Below are 14468 nucleotides of genomic sequence, written 5' to 3'. Positions count from 1 at the left end.
TTCTATGGGTTAATCTTTGCGTGGCAAATGGACCACATTATCCGTCGGTTTGGCTTCTTCCACTTCGGTAAATTCGCCTTCAATCACTTCATCATTGGCACTGGCCCGGTACTGCGCGCTGCTTTTTTGGCCAGCTTGACCCAAACCTGGATTATTCGCCGGGATGAGCAACAAAATAACGGCAATGACATCACTGATCACGCCAGGGATGAGTAACAATACACCGGCCAACATATTGCGGGCGGTGGAAAACATGGCAGAGACAGGATTGCCCCCCGCCCCCATCTGCTGGAACATACGGGCGGCGATCAGGTCTTTTTCGCTGCGGATCAGTTGCAAGCCGAGGTAGCCGATAGTCAGCAGATAAACTAACACCCACCAGCCATAGCGTTGACTAAGCTCAATCAGGATGGCTATCTCCAGGAACGGAAAAGCCAGTAAAATAGCAAAGATGAGAAAACGCATGTCAGAATCCTGTCTGTGAGTCAGCGCCCATGACGCCAAAAGAGGAAATTATAATCGTGTTTACGCATGTGCCGAACAGGGCATGTGCAGAGCATATCGCGCAGACGCTGGTTACAGAGAAGTTGGCGGCATGTGTGAATATTTCAAGTCCTGTCACCTCTATCTATCGCTGGCAGGGCCAAGTGGAGCGCGCAGAAGAGATTGGCCTTGTCATTAAAACCTCTTGTAAGGCATATGCTGCTTGCGAGACTAAGCTACGGATGCTGCATCCTTATGAACTTCCGGAGATTGTAGGTATCCATGTGAACGAGGGTTTGCCGGAATATCTGGCTTGGGTGGTGGCAGAAACAATGGGGCGGGAGTCAATCGTTGATTAAAATGTGGATGAAGTGCTGGGTCATGGCGATGGTGCTGGCGGCAGCGGTGCCAGCGCAGGCGGCGTCACAGTTTTCCAAGCTGTTTACTGACAGTGATTCGGAAGAGTTTCTGCCCGTTGATCAGGCGTTTAAAGTCGAGGCTGGCCTCATTGATGCCAGTCATGCCCAGCTCAAATTTGTGATCGCCCCTGGACACTATTTATATCGCGAGCGTATACAGCTGATGTCGGCAGGGGAAACTGCGAAAATCTCATTGCCCGCTGGCGAAACCAAAAATGATCCTAATTTTGGTGAGCAACAAGTATTTCACCATGATACTTTAGCCGAAGTGACATTTGTTGGTACTAAGCCTTCGAGTTTGCAGGTGCGTTACCAGGGTTGTAGCGAAAAGGGTCTGTGTTACCCGCCGCAAACCAAATTGCTCACACTAGGCACCGCCGTTTCAGCCTCGCCTGCTAACCCACTCTCAATGGCGCCTGCCGCTGATGAGGGCGACGACGAATTTTCCGGCAAGCTGCTGTCATCTGGCCACTGGTGGCAGATTGTGGCGGGCTTCTTTGGCGCTGGCTTATTGCTGGCATTCACACCTTGCATGTTTCCCATGATCCCCATTTTGTCGGGGATTATTGTCGGCAAAAATGCACATGTGTCGCGCGGCAAAGCTTTTACACTGTCACTGGCCTATACCTTGGGGATGTGCCTGACTTATACGCTGGCAGGCGTGGCTGCCGGACTTTCCGGTCAGCTCTTAAGCAATGCATTGCAAACGCCTGCCGCTTTGATTGTTGGCGCCTTGATTTTTGTTGTGCTATCTTTTTCCATGTTCGGCTTCTATGATCTCAAATTGCCGAGCGCAGTAGAAAATTACTTTTTTAACTGGAGCAACCGCTTTAAGGGCGGGCATCTGCTGAGTGATTTTCTGATGGGCGCGATTTCAGCACTGATTATCAGCCCCTGTGTGGCAGCCCCGCTGGCGGGTGCCCTGCTTTATATCAGCCAAACCCACGATGTGACGCTGGGGGCGGTCGCATTGTTCTCATTGTCCTTGGGCATGGGAGTCCCATTGCTGTTGATTGGCGCTTCCGCCGGGACTATTTTACCCAAAGCGGGTGAGTGGATGAATGCGGTTCGCCGTCTGTTCGGTGTGCTCATGTTAGGGGTGGCAATCTGGGTCGTGAGTCCAATCTTGCCTGTGGCTCTACAGTTGCTGTTATGGTCTGCGCTATGCATCGTGCCGGCCATATATTTGCGTGCCATTGATCCTTTACCGGCAACTGCTGGCAATGTGCAACGTGTGTTCAAAGGTTTTGCAGTCATTGTGCTGCTGTATGGCATAGCGTTGCTCTTCGGAGCCTGGTCTGGGGCACGCTCTCCTCTGCAACCGTTACAGAACTTGACGATGGCATCCACTCACAATCTTCAACCGTTAGTTTTTCAGCGGATACACAGCTTGCAGGCGCTGCAACAAGCGGTAAATGCAGCCAAGGGGAAACCTGTCATGCTGGATTTTTATGCGGACTGGTGCGTATCGTGCAAAGAATATGAGCAGTTTGTGTTTACTGACCCGCAAGTGCAGGCAGCGCTAAAAGACGTGGTGCTGTTACAGGCAGATGTGACGGATAATCGCGAACAGGATGCCGCGCTATTGAAGCATTTTTCCTTGTTCGGCCCTCCAGGGATCGTCTTCTTCAACGCGCAAGGGCAAGCGCTACAACCTGTGATTAAAGGTTACCAGGATGCGTCCAGATTTCTGGATACGGTGCGTGCGCTAAAACTGCAGCCAGCTGAGGATGCCTCAGATGCGTAATGTCGCGCGTGTGGTGATGACGGTCTTACTAATCGTTGTGTTAGGCAGTGGTTTCCGCTGGCTTTATCTCAACCGCGCCCAGTTTATGAATACAGAATCTGCGTTGCCTGCGGCTAGTGAAATTGCGTCTTTGTGGGAAACCACTTTAGCCGATCATGCCGGTAAAACCTATGCCTTGTCGCAATTTAAAGGCAAGCCACTGATTTTAAATTTCTGGGCAACCTGGTGTGAGCCCTGTCGTGACGAAATGCCGGAAATTTCCGAATTGGCCAGCCAGCATCCCGAGATTGCCGTGCTTGGCCTGGCGATCGATGAAGCAGCGGCTGTGCATGAATTTGTTGAAAGCACTCCTGTCAGTTACCCCCTGCTGATTGCAGAAAATGAAGGCATGCCTTTAGCCGAGGTATTGGGTAATAACAAAGGTGTATTACCGTATACAGTAATCATTTCAGCTCAGGGTGAAGTGACGAACATCTTCTTCGGGCGTGTAAACCGCCAAATGCTGCAAAAAGCACTCAATTTGTAAGTCATCCGTCAAGGTTGCAGCCACTTTGGCGATGGCTTATATCCTGCATGTTCGCTGCAAAACTCCCTCACTTAACTTCTCATTTGGCGACTTTCAATTTTCTTTAAATTGCGAATTCTGCTGGACAAAATGCGATAACTTCGGCAAACTTCGACGCCATGAAGGTTGTATTTTTCTCCATGAGAGGCATGTGACATGGGCACCAAATCCATCCTGGTGATTCACGGACCCAATTTAAATATGCTGGGCACCCGCGAGCCGCAGCATTATGGCAGCCAAACGCTTGCAGACATCGACCAACGTTTGCAAGCCTTGGCTCGTGCTGATCAAGTGCGTCTGGAAACATTCCAGAGTAATGCCGAAGCTGAGATTATTGAGAAAATACATGCATTGTCCGTGAATCGTGTGGATTACATCATTATTAATCCTGCGGCTTTCACGCACACTTCTATCGCTATCCGCGATGCCATTTCTGCAGTCAAGGTGCCGTTTATTGAAGTACATCTCTCGAATGTGCATGCACGAGAGTCATTCCGGCACCATTCTTATTTCAGCGATATTGCTACCGCAGTCATTTGCGGTTTGGGCGCAGAGGGATATTTCGCCGCTTATCGCTATATCCAACAACTCCAATAACACTTAAAACATTTATACATTCGAGGCTTTTATGGATTTACGCAAACTCAAAAAACTGATTGATCTGGTAGAGGAATCGGGGATTTCCGAACTGGAACTGACCGAGGGTGAGGAAAAAGTACGTATCAGTCGCGCCATGGCGCCAGGTGCTGCGCCGGTGACACAATACGTGGCGGCACCTGCTCCAGCCCCGGTGGCTGCAGGCGCCCCTGCCCCAGCAGCGGCTCCCGCGACCGCACCAGCCGAGGCGCTGGATGGCAAAGTTGTGAAATCACCGATGGTAGGTACGTTCTATCGCGCGTCTTCACCTGATGCCAAGTCTTTTGTTGATGTGGGTAGCAGTGTGAATACCGGTGATACTCTGTGTATTATCGAGGCGATGAAGTTGCTCAACGAAATTGAGAGCGAATTTTCCGGCACGATTAAAAAGATTTTTGTTGAAAACGGTCAGCCTGTCGAATATGGCGAGCCACTGTTCCTGATTGGTTAAACCGCTATGTTTGAGAAAATTCTGATTGCCAACCGCGGCGAGATCGCCCTGCGCGTACAGCGTGCGTGCCGTGAGTTGGGGATTAAAACGGTTGCTGTGCACTCTGAAGCTGACCGTGATGCCAAATACGTCAAACTTGCTGATGAGTCTGTCTGTATCGGCCCAGCCCCTTCTGCCAAAAGTTACCTCAATATTCCGGCGGTCATCAGTGCCGCCGAAGTGACAGATGCGCAGGCCATTCACCCTGGCTATGGTTTCCTGTCTGAGAATGCCGATTTTGCCGAGCGTGTTGAGCAGAGCGGGTTTGTCTTTATTGGTCCGCGTGCTGAGACTATCCGTTTAATGGGCGATAAGGTTTCTGCCAAAGACGCCATGAAAAAAGCCGGTGTGCCTTGTGTGCCAGGGTCTGATGGCGCGCTGACGGACGACCCGGCCGAAATCATCAAAACAGCCAAGCGTGTTGGATATCCCGTCATTATTAAAGCAGCAGGTGGCGGTGGTGGCCGTGGCATGCGTGTGGTGCATACGGAAGCCGCGTTGCTCAATGCTGTGAATATGACCAAAGCCGAAGCACAAACTGCGTTTGGCAACCCCATGGTTTACATGGAAAAATTCCTGGAAAACCCTCGCCATATCGAGATTCAGATTCTGGCTGACCAGCATGGCAATGCGGTATTTCTCGGTGACCGTGACTGCTCCATGCAGCGTCGTCACCAGAAAATCATTGAAGAAGCGCCTTCGCCATTATTGCCTGCACGATTGCGCGACAAAATTGGTGAACGCTGCGCAGAGGCTTGCCGCAAGATTGGTTACCGCGGTGCAGGTACGTTCGAGTTTCTGTATGAAAATGGCGAGTTCTATTTTATCGAGATGAACACTCGCTTACAGGTAGAGCATACAGTCACCGAAATGATTACCGGGATAGATCTGGTACAACAGCAAATTTTTGTTGCAGCAGGTGAAAAATTACCATTCCGCCAGCGTGATATCGTGCTCAATGGTCATGCGATTGAATGCCGTATTAACGCAGAAGACCCGTACACTTTTGTACCTTCTCCGGGCTTTATCAATCGTTTCCATATGCCGGGCGGCCCGGGTGTGCGCATGGATACCCATGTGTATGGTGGTTACACCGTGCCACCACACTATGACTCCATGATAGGCAAGCTGATCACGCATGGCGCAACCCGTGAGCAGGCGATTGCCAGGATGCGTGTCGCTTTGTCTGAGATGTATGTGGAAGGCATCAAAACTAATACGCCCCTGCATGCCGACCTGATGGCCGATCTGGCATTCCAGCAAGGTGGCACCAGCATTCACTATCTGGAGCAGAAGCTGGGTATCAGCTCGAAATAATCTTGCACTGGCTGTTACTTAAAATTCAATCGACCGAACCGCAGGCCGAAGCGCTCAGTGATGCGCTGATGGAATACGGTGCCTTATCGGTTAGCATCGAAGATGCGCACGCGGACACCATGGCCGAGCAGGCCATTTTCGGCGAGCCGGGTGATCCGCCGCCTGGTATCTGGCAGCAAAACGTGGTGACGGCCATGCTCGAGGCCGACGCCGATGTGCAGGCCCTACTGGCAAATGTACAAGCTGAATTGCAACTGGATGGATTGAAATACCAGGTTGAGCAGATTGAGGAGCAAGACTGGGTACGCGCGACGCAAGCCCAGTTTGATCCTATCCGCGTCACCGATAATTTATGGATTGTGCCTTCGTGGCATAAGGCTCCTAATGCAGAGGCGATCAACATTGTGCTTGATCCTGGTCTGGCGTTTGGTACCGGTAGCCATCCGACCACGCATTTATGCCTGAGCTGGTTGGCACAATTGTCAAAACCATTGTTGGCACAGGCGAATGTGCTGGATTACGGCTGTGGCTCAGGTATTTTGGCGATTGCAGCCAAAAAGCTGGGTGCGAAAACGGCGACAGGCGTGGATATTGATCCACAGGCGGTGATTGCCAGCCGTGATAATGCGGTCAATAACCAGGTAGATGCGATTTTTTACGATTCTGCAGATTATCTGCACGAGCCGTTTGATATCGTGGTGGCCAATATTCTTTCCAGCGCCTTGATGGTGTTGGCGCCCGTGATTGCCAAATCTTGCAAAAATGGCGGCAAAGTTGCATTATCGGGCATATTGGATAGCCAGCAGGAGATGTTGCTGGCACATTACTCACAGTGGTTTGAAATGGATGCCCCCATCCAGCAAGATGGATGGGTCTTGCTGACGGGAACCAGAAAATGTCCTTGATTACGGCCTGCCCGGCCTGCCAAACACAATTCGAAGTCACCGACGAACAACTGCAGGCTTATGCAGGTAAGGTACGTTGTGGGGAATGCAACCATGTGTTTGATGCCCGTTCGCATCTAGTAGTCACCGGCGCATTCCCTCAGTCTGAATCTGACGTTGTAGCAACAGCCAGTGATGCCGAAGTCTATTTCAAGGTGAGTGCTGAAGCCGCACAGATTGATACTCCGGCTGAAACGCCTGATATCTCTTTGAAACCTGACATAGCGCTGGAAGAACCTACACCTACCTGGAATCTGCGGGTGGATGAAACGGAACATGCAGAACGTGAAGTCCCTGCATTCTTGCGTAATGTTTCGCTGTCGGATGAACGGCCAGCGCCCGTTGAGAGCCCTGCCAGTCAATGGCTATTCGTCACGCTCTCCGGCATGTTGCTGCTATTGTTATTGTTGCAATTCGTCTATTTCTCGCGCACCAGCCTAGCTGCCAATTATCCGCAAACCAAACCTTTTTTACAGGCATTCTGCCAGCAACTCCATTGTGATGTGAGTTTGCCACAAGATATCACCCAGTTAACTATAGATGATGCTGATATTCAGGAGCATAAAGAGCGCCAGGGCGTGTTGGCTTTCTCCAGCGTGCTCATGAATCATGGCTCAGTTCCTCAAGCTTACCCAAAGGTGGAGTTGACCTTGACCAATACGGCAGATGAAGCAGTGTTGCGCAAAATACTGAAACCAGCGGATTATCTGCCTGCGTCGGTTAACCACACCTTAGGACTGGCTCCTCAGCAAGAGCAGTCAGTGAAAGTGTTACTGGGCGTAGACGAAAAATTGGTGACGGGTTTCCGCGTCGCTATCGCTTACTAAATGTTTGTCACAGGCGTGCGATTTGCGCCTGCCCTTCACCCACTTCTGCCATCACTTTTTCGAGTACCTCAATCGCGGCCGTACGCACAAAGCTTTTGCGCCAGGCCAGTGCAATGCGACGACTGGGTGCAGGTTTGCTGAATGGGATCACGCGTATCAGCGGATTCTGGTAGCGTGCCGCTGTTGCCATGGCGGGTAAGACTGTAATCCCCAAGTTTGAAGCGACCATATTACGGATGGTTTCCAAAGAATTGCCCTGTAATACCTCCCCTTTGCGGCTTAGCTCCGGGCAGGCCTGTGTGACCTGGTTACTAAAGCAGTGGCCGGTATTGAGTAATAATACTTTTTCGCTACTTAACTCATCAGCATCAATCGTCTTGCGTTTCGCCCACGGATGATTCACAGGCACCACTACATTAAAATCTTCATCGTAAAGCGGTATCGTTTCAATGCCTGGTACATCAAAAGGCAGAGCAATCACAGCAGCATCAATGACGCCATTTTTTAACTGTTGCTCCAGCGTGGCCGTGATATTCTCTTCTACTTCCAGTGGCATATGCGGTGCGGTTTTAATCAACGGCGGAATAATCTCCGGTAGCAAGTACGGGCCCACTGAGTGAATCATGCCCAGCTTGAATGGGCCATTTAACGGATCATTGCCCTGTTTGGCCATTTCCTTGATTTTTGCAGCCTGTTCCAGAACCACGTTTGCCTGCGCAATAATCTGCTCACCTATTTCGGTTGGAGTCACTTCGTTCCGGTTGCGTTCAAACAAAGAAACGCCTAATTCTTCTTCCAGTTTTTTAATGCCCAAACTTAACGCAGGTTGCGTCACAAAGCATTTTTCTGCAGCACGGCGAAAGTTACGCTCTTGCGCCACGGCTAACACAAACTTCAGCTCAATTAAGGTCATGGTGATCTCTTAAGGTATTTTCTACAGTCTAATACGATTAATTTTATTAATCAATAATATCAAAACATACAATTATGAAAATTCAACAGCGAGGCCTAGAATGCCCTCCATGCACTCACCACACAGGAAGTCTTTTGGAGGAAATATGTTCGCCTGGCTAACTCAAGAATCATCCCTTGTACAGGAAATGTTGGCTGCTTATGCGGCAAGCGTATGAACCTAATTATTTTTATAGTGAATTATTATCGCAATATTTAACAAGTAGTATATTTATCACCTGTGCATCTTGGTTTGATGAACAGCAATCAAAAGGAGCTCAACATGGAGAATAAACAAAATACAGCTGGTCAATGTCCTTTTGGACATGGGGCAATGACAGCATCAGGCAAAACCAATACCAATTGGTGGCCAAATGCACTCAACCTGGATATCTTGCATCAGCATGACCGCAAAACAAATCCACTGGGGGAGGCTTTTGATTATCGTAAGGAAGTCGCCACACTGGATGTCGCTGCCGTTAAAAAAGATTTGCATGCCCTCATGACCGATAGCCAGGAATGGTGGCCAGCAGATTGGGGACATTATGGCGGGTTGATGATCCGCCTGACTTGGCACGCAGCCGGGACCTATCGTGTTGCGGATGGCCGTGGTGGTGCAGGGACTGGCAGCCAGCGATTTGCCCCGCTCAATAGTTGGCCGGATAACGGTAACCTCGACAAGGCACGCCGCCTGCTTTGGCCAATCAAGAAAAAATACGGTAATAAACTGTCGTGGGCGGATTTGATTGCGCTTGCCGGGACCATTGCTTATGAATCCATGGGCCTTAAAACGTTTGGTTTCGCTTTTGGCCGCGAAGATATCTGGCATCCGGAAAAGGATATTTACTGGGGCAACGAAACAGAATGGCTGGCAAAAACTGGCAGCCAGGGTAGCCGTTACTCCGGTGAACGTGACCTTGAAAATCCGTTGGCTGCTGTGATGATGGGCTTGATTTATGTGAACCCGGAAGGGGTGGATGGTAATCCTGACCCATTAAAAACGGCGCAGGATATGCGTGTCACTTTTGCGCGCATGGCAATGAATGATGAGGAGACCGTGGCATTAACGGCAGGTGGGCATACCGTCGGTAAAGCCCACGGCAATGGCCAGGCTGGTAATCTGGGTCCAAATCCCGAAGCTGCTGATGTGCATGAGCAAGGACTCGGCTGGAACAATCATGTCGGTCGTGGCGTGGGGCGAGATGCGGTGACCAGCGGGATTGAAGGTGCCTGGACTACACATCCTACCAAGTGGGATAACGGTTATTTCGCCATGCTGTTTAATCATGAGTGGGCGTTGCAAAAGAGCCCGGCAGGTGCCTGGCAGTGGGAGCCCGTCAGCATCAGGGAAGAAGACAAGCCAGTGGATGTGGAGGACCCATCAATACGCTATAACCCTATTATGACCGATGCGGATATGGCCCTGATCAAGGATCCGGTTTACCGGAAAATCTCTGAGCGTTTCCGCGATGACCAAGCCTATTTCTCGGAAGTATTTGCACGAGCCTGGTTCAAGCTCACACACCGAGATATGGGGCCGAAAGCACGCTATATCGGCCCGGATGTGCCGCCAGAAGACCTGATCTGGCAAGACCCGGTGCCTGCAGGTAATGTAGCTCTGAACGATGCAGATATTGCTGCCTTGAAAGCGCAAATTCTGGGCAGTGGCCTCAGTACACCGGAACTGGTTGCCACCGCCTGGGACAGCGCACGGACATTCCGTGGTTCTGATTACCGGGGAGGTGCCAATGGTGCACGTATCCGGTTGGCACCGCAAAAAGACTGGGTAGGCAATGAACCGGTCAGGTTACAAAAAGTACTGGCCGTATTAGAAAATATCCAGAAACTTTTTGCCAAGCCTGTCAGTATCGCTGACTTGATCGTGCTGGGCGGGTCGGCTGCGATTGAACAAGCAGCCAAAGCCGCTGGTGTGGCAGTGACAGTCCCCTTTGCTGCTGGTCGCGGTGACGCTAAGGCTGAACAGACAGATGTGGAGTCGTTTGAGGTGCTGGAACCCGTGCATGATGGCTACCGAAACTGGCTCAAGGGCGACTTTGTGCCGACACCGGAAGAAATGCTGCTGGACCGCACGCAACTGTTGGGACTGACTGCACCGGAAATGACAGTGCTGATTGGCGGTCTGCGTGTACTCGATACCAACCATGGCGGCAGTAAGCATGGTGTATTCACTGACAGGCCAGGTGTGCTCAGTAATGACTTCTTTGTCAACCTGACTGATATGCGTTACACCTGGGTGCCGACAGGTAAAAACCTGTATGAAGTCCGTGATCGCCGCTCGGGCGCAGTGAAATGGACCGCCACACGCGTCGACCTCGTGTTTGGCTCTAATTCAATACTGCGCAGTTATGCGGAGTTATATGCACAAGATGATGCCAAGCAGAAATTTGTAGAGGACTTTGTCGCTACTTGGACAAAAGTCATGAATGCAGACCGTTTTGACCTGAAGTAATTATTGTTAGCCGCAAACAGGCGCCTTGTATCAACATGGCGCCTGTTGTTTTATGTAAACACGTAATCATCGCACTGTCGCATTGCTCTGCTAGAATACAGGCATGGATATTTATTTGATGCTGAAGGCCGTGATCATGGGCCTGGTCGAAGGCGCGACCGAGTTTATTCCTGTAAGCAGTACTGGACATTTGATCATTACCGGGGAGTGGCTGGATTTTCTCTCTAAAGATAAACGCGATGTATTTGAAATCATCATCCAATTAGGCGCTATTCTTGCCGTCTGTGTCGAGTATCGGCAACGCTTGTGGCATACCGTACAACGTATTCAAACCGATACCAATGCGCAGCATTTTGTCCGTAACCTGATCATTGCTTTCTTGCCAGCGGCGCTGATTGGCCTCGCGTTTCACCATCAAATTAAAGAGCATTTGTTTTCCTCATTTACCGTCGGTATTGCGCTGGTGGTGGGCGGCATACTGATTTTACTCATTGAAAAATTTGCACCTGAAGGCCAAACGCGCGAGATTGACCAGATCACTGCAAAGCAGGCTCTGCAGATTGGCTTTGCGCAATCACTTGCTTTATTCCCTGGCATGTCCCGCTCCGGCGCTACCATTATGGGTGGCATGTGTTTTGGCCTGAGCCGTCAGACCGCAACCGAGTTTTCATTCTTTTTGGCGCTACCCATTATGTTTGCCGCCACCGGGCTAGACCTGTACCAGGCAAAAGACTTGTTGTCTGCTGATGACGCCTTGATCTTTTTAATTGGATTTGTGGTCTCATTTTTGTCTGCGTTGATGGTCATTCGTGCGCTGATCCGTTTTGTGGCCCAGCATTCATTTGCGGTGTTTGCCTGGTATCGCATCGTGTTTGGGATTCTGGTGTTAGTGTTTTTTGCACATTAACTTGTTTAGGGTATGAGTCATGAATCGTACGCTGTTTAAAAAAATCGCGTTTGCTCTCGCCGCACTGCTAGGCGTATTGCTATTGTTGGTGGTGTATCTGGCAGTCACGTTCAACCCTAATGATTACAAGCCAACCGTGATTCAGTTGGTCAAAGACAAAAAACAGCGCACGCTGGACATTAAGGGTGATATCAAACTGAGTTTCTGGCCCAAAATCGGGGCTGACTTAGGTGAAATTACCTTGTCCGAACACCAGTCAGATAAACAGTTCGCCGCAATTAAAAGCGCTAAAGTGGCGTTGGCGGTGCTGCCTTTACTCAAAAATGAAATCGTTGTGGATACTGTTTACCTGAATGGTGCGCAGGTCAATGTCATTCAACATGAGGATGGCAGTTTTAACTTTGATGATTTGCTGAGTAAAGAAGAGGAAGAATCACAGCAGATCAATTTTGATGTTCAAGGTATCAAGGTCACTAATACCCAGGCCAGTTTTACCAACGAAAAAAGCGGGGCCAAATATACAATAGACCAGTTTAACCTGACCACCGGCCAGGTGGCGCTCAAAAAACCGTTTGATATTGCGACTGATTTCCACCTGGTGGCAAATCAGCCCGCTGTCGATGCCAAAGCAGTGATCAAAGCTAATGTGATGGCTGATCCTGAAGGCAAACATTTTGTAGTGAAAGACCTGGATGCACAGCTTAAAGGAGCCCTGCTGGATGGTCAGGATGTAAGCGTGACCGCAATTGGTGCGGTAGATGTGGATGCCGCGAAAACAGCTCTGGATGTTTCTGGGCTCAAGCTGGCAATGCAGGGTAACTTCAAAGGGGTTGAGCGTGAGCTCAGTTTGCAAGCACCCGCCCTGGCTGTGAATCCGCAATTGATCAGCAGTGAAAAAGTGGTACTGACACTCAAGCAAAAAGATGCCAATGGTGATCTGGGCGTCGACGTGACACTCGCAGAATTAAAAGGCAATCAGCAAGCGGTAGAAAGCAAGGGTTTGACGGCAGATGTGAAGGTGAATGCGGGTGCGCGCAAAGTAGAAGGACATTTCGCCTCTCCCGTAAAGGCCAACCTGGCCGATATGATCTTTGAAGTGCCATCGCTCGCTGGTCAGTTTGATATTAAAGATCCAGCCTTGCCTAATGGTGTCATGCAGGGCCAATTCAAGCTGGCGGCGCTTGCCAACGTGAAGCAGGAGCAGGTCAAAAGCACATTTGATTTAACCCTGGCCGAGACTAAGCTCAATGGCGATGTCAGCGTCGCCGGGTTCAGCACACCGCATATCGGTTTTAAAGTACATGCCGATACGCTGAATTTAAATGCCTTGCTTGGCAATACAGGCAGCAAAAAAGAAGCGGCGGCGGGCAGCAATAAAGCCGGTGGAAAATCAGATAAGCCAGCAGATTTAAGCGCTTTAAAAACCTTATTCCTTGATGGCAGTATTAATATCGGCAAGATTTTGTATAGCCCATATACATTGACAGGCCTGAATCTCGGCATCAAGGCAGATGGGCAGAAGCTCGCCTTGCAAGGTCTGGACGTCAAGCTTGATGACAGCCATATTCAGGGCAATGTGGGCATCAGCCAGTTTAGTAAGCCTTTGTATACGTTTGACCTGAATATCGACAAGTTGGACCTTAACCGTTACTTGCCCGCTGCCGAAGCGAAAGCCTCTGAAACCAAAGCCGCTGAGAAAACTGCAAACAGCCCCGAGCAAGCGATTGATTTATCCGCATTAAAAGCCCTGAATGCCCAAGGTAATATTCGTATTGGTTGGCTCAAATATGGCAAAACAGAAGCCAAAAACCTCAATATCGGTTTAAAGGCACAAGATGGTCTGGCCAGCCTGGACCCGCTTAACGTAGATGTTTATCAAGGCACGGTGCGCGGATCGGTCAAGCTTGATGCTCGCGCTACCCCTGTTATAGCCATTCAGCAAAACCTGCAAAACATCGCGGTCGGCCCAATGTTAGTCGATACTATTAATAATGACATGTTGTCAGGTAATGGTAATTTGAGTCTGAATGTGACAGCGCAAGGCAATACGGTGACTGCGCTAAAAAAGTCGCTGGGCGGCTCGGTTGACTTGCGTATGGCCGAAGGCGCCGTAAAAGGCTTTGATCTGGCTGGCGCGATCCGGGATGCTAAAGCCAAGCTTAATGTGCTGAAAGGCCAGTCGAATGCTGACGCAGACAAGAGTAAAAAAACAGACTTTAGTGAGCTAACCGCCACTTTTAATATCAAAAACGGCGTGGCACATAATGACGATCTCGCCATGAAGGCGCCGGTTTTTCGTTTGACCAAGGGTGAAAGCAAAGGCGATATAGACATGGGTAAAGAGCAGATCAATTACCTGGCCAAACCCACTTTGGTGAACTCACTCAAAGGCCAAGGCGGTAAAGAGGCTGAGCAGCTTGGCAGTGTCGGTATCCCGGTGAAAATCACAGGCACTTTTGCTGCACCCAAATTTGGTATCGATATGGCTGCGCTTGGGCAAGCGTTGGCTAAGTCCGCGGCACTGGATGCAATCACCGAAAAGCTTGGCGGTAGTAAGGCCGATGCTTTAAAAGGCTTGCTCAATGGCAAAGCATCCAGCGAGAGCAACAGTGGCGATGCCGCTAAATCCGAAAGCGAGACGGAATCCGAGCCTGCTAAACCTGCTGACCAGCTCAAACAAAAGGCTTTGAAAAAGCTGTTGAATTTTTAGTT

General features: G+C 50.1%; 13 protein-coding genes. 11 read left to right on the top strand and 2 right to left on the bottom strand.

Annotated elements, in window-relative coordinates; all coding sequences use genetic code 11:
- Positions 1 to 9: 9 nt before the first annotated feature.
- Positions 10 to 465, bottom strand: a complete 456-nt coding sequence (locus ACJ67_RS14130) for an FxsA family protein (RefSeq protein WP_049639614.1) — start codon at positions 463 to 465, stop codon at positions 10 to 12.
- Between the two features lie 29 nt (positions 466 to 494).
- Here ACJ67_RS14130 and cutA point away from each other — a divergent pair, with 29 nt between their 5' ends.
- The 8 genes from cutA (at position 495) to ACJ67_RS14090 (ending at position 7428) form a co-directional block, all read left to right on the top strand.
- Positions 495 to 842, top strand: coding sequence for a divalent-cation tolerance protein CutA (cutA, locus tag ACJ67_RS14125; RefSeq protein WP_049639613.1), 348 nt, complete (start codon positions 495 to 497; stop codon positions 840 to 842).
- Position 843: 1 nt separating this feature from the next.
- Positions 844 to 2649, top strand: coding sequence for a protein-disulfide reductase DsbD (dsbD, locus tag ACJ67_RS14120; RefSeq protein WP_049639612.1), 1806 nt, complete (start codon positions 844 to 846; stop codon positions 2647 to 2649).
- Complete coding sequence (locus ACJ67_RS14115; protein WP_049639611.1) at positions 2642 to 3175, top strand: TlpA disulfide reductase family protein; 534 nt, start codon at positions 2642 to 2644, stop codon at positions 3173 to 3175. The genes dsbD and ACJ67_RS14115 overlap by 8 nt, the downstream gene beginning before the upstream one ends.
- Before the next feature lie 195 nt (positions 3176 to 3370).
- Positions 3371 to 3811, top strand: a complete 441-nt coding sequence (gene aroQ, locus ACJ67_RS14110) for a type II 3-dehydroquinate dehydratase (protein ID WP_049639610.1) — start codon at positions 3371 to 3373, stop codon at positions 3809 to 3811.
- Between the two features lie 31 nt (positions 3812 to 3842).
- The gene (gene accB, locus ACJ67_RS14105) at positions 3843 to 4301 is read left to right on the top strand and encodes an acetyl-CoA carboxylase biotin carboxyl carrier protein (protein ID WP_049639609.1); all 459 of its coding nucleotides are present in this window, start codon (positions 3843 to 3845) and stop codon (positions 4299 to 4301) included.
- A gap of 6 nt (positions 4302 to 4307) precedes the next feature.
- Positions 4308 to 5657, top strand: a complete 1350-nt coding sequence (gene accC / locus ACJ67_RS14100; RefSeq protein ID WP_049639608.1) for an acetyl-CoA carboxylase biotin carboxylase subunit — start codon at positions 4308 to 4310, stop codon at positions 5655 to 5657.
- Positions 5658 to 5659: 2 nt separating this feature from the next.
- On the top strand, positions 5660 to 6562 hold the full coding sequence (prmA, locus tag ACJ67_RS14095; RefSeq protein WP_049639607.1) for a 50S ribosomal protein L11 methyltransferase: 903 nt from the start codon (positions 5660 to 5662) through the stop codon (positions 6560 to 6562).
- Positions 6553 to 7428: a DUF3426 domain-containing protein gene (locus tag ACJ67_RS14090; RefSeq protein ID WP_049639606.1), complete on the top strand. Its 876-nt coding sequence runs from the start codon at positions 6553 to 6555 to the stop codon at positions 7426 to 7428. Before prmA ends, ACJ67_RS14090 begins: the two co-directional genes overlap by 10 nt.
- A gap of 7 nt (positions 7429 to 7435) precedes the next feature.
- Here ACJ67_RS14090 and ACJ67_RS14085 read toward each other — a convergent pair whose 3' ends face one another.
- Complete coding sequence (locus tag ACJ67_RS14085; protein WP_018987266.1) at positions 7436 to 8341, bottom strand: hydrogen peroxide-inducible genes activator; 906 nt, start codon at positions 8339 to 8341, stop codon at positions 7436 to 7438.
- 321 nt (positions 8342 to 8662) lie between these two features.
- On the opposite strand from ACJ67_RS14085, the gene katG reads away from it, so the two are divergent.
- The 3 genes from katG to ACJ67_RS14070 all read left to right on the top strand — a co-directional run bounded on the left by katG (position 8663) and on the right by ACJ67_RS14070 (position 14466).
- Positions 8663 to 10849, top strand: a complete 2187-nt coding sequence (gene katG, locus ACJ67_RS14080) for a catalase/peroxidase HPI (RefSeq protein ID WP_049639605.1) — start codon at positions 8663 to 8665, stop codon at positions 10847 to 10849.
- 103 nt (positions 10850 to 10952) lie between these two features.
- Positions 10953 to 11756 carry an undecaprenyl-diphosphate phosphatase gene (locus tag ACJ67_RS14075; protein WP_049639604.1) on the top strand — a complete coding sequence of 268 codons (804 nt, stop codon included), beginning with the start codon at positions 10953 to 10955 and terminating at the stop codon, positions 11754 to 11756.
- A 19-nt stretch (positions 11757 to 11775) separates the two neighbouring features.
- Positions 11776 to 14466, top strand: coding sequence for an AsmA family protein (locus ACJ67_RS14070; protein WP_049639603.1), 2691 nt, complete (start codon positions 11776 to 11778; stop codon positions 14464 to 14466).
- Positions 14467 to 14468: the final 2 nt, after the last annotated feature.

Source organism: Methylophilus sp. TWE2 (assembly GCF_001183865.1).
Taxonomy (GTDB): Bacteria; Pseudomonadota; Gammaproteobacteria; order Burkholderiales; family Methylophilaceae; genus Methylophilus.
This window is presented reverse-complemented; position numbering and strand designations above follow the sequence as displayed.

Coding starts and splice junctions, on each gene's coding strand:
- cutA (WP_049639613.1), top strand. CDS start 495: ATGACGCCAAAAGAGGAAATTATAATCGTGTTTACGCATGTGCCGAAC.
- accB (WP_049639609.1), top strand. CDS start 3,843: ATGGATTTACGCAAACTCAAAAAACTGATTGATCTGGTAGAGGAATCG.
- ACJ67_RS14085 (WP_018987266.1), bottom strand. CDS start 8,341: ATGACCTTAATTGAGCTGAAGTTTGTGTTAGCCGTGGCGCAAGAGCGT.
- katG (WP_049639605.1), top strand. CDS start 8,663: ATGGAGAATAAACAAAATACAGCTGGTCAATGTCCTTTTGGACATGGG.
- ACJ67_RS14130 (WP_049639614.1), bottom strand. CDS start 465: ATGCGTTTTCTCATCTTTGCTATTTTACTGGCTTTTCCGTTCCTGGAG.
- ACJ67_RS14075 (WP_049639604.1), top strand. CDS start 10,953: ATGGATATTTATTTGATGCTGAAGGCCGTGATCATGGGCCTGGTCGAA.
- aroQ (WP_049639610.1), top strand. CDS start 3,371: ATGGGCACCAAATCCATCCTGGTGATTCACGGACCCAATTTAAATATG.
- ACJ67_RS14070 (WP_049639603.1), top strand. CDS start 11,776: ATGAATCGTACGCTGTTTAAAAAAATCGCGTTTGCTCTCGCCGCACTG.
- ACJ67_RS14115 (WP_049639611.1), top strand. CDS start 2,642: ATGCGTAATGTCGCGCGTGTGGTGATGACGGTCTTACTAATCGTTGTG.
- accC (WP_049639608.1), top strand. CDS start 4,308: ATGTTTGAGAAAATTCTGATTGCCAACCGCGGCGAGATCGCCCTGCGC.
- dsbD (WP_049639612.1), top strand. CDS start 844: ATGTGGATGAAGTGCTGGGTCATGGCGATGGTGCTGGCGGCAGCGGTG.
- ACJ67_RS14090 (WP_049639606.1), top strand. CDS start 6,553: ATGTCCTTGATTACGGCCTGCCCGGCCTGCCAAACACAATTCGAAGTC.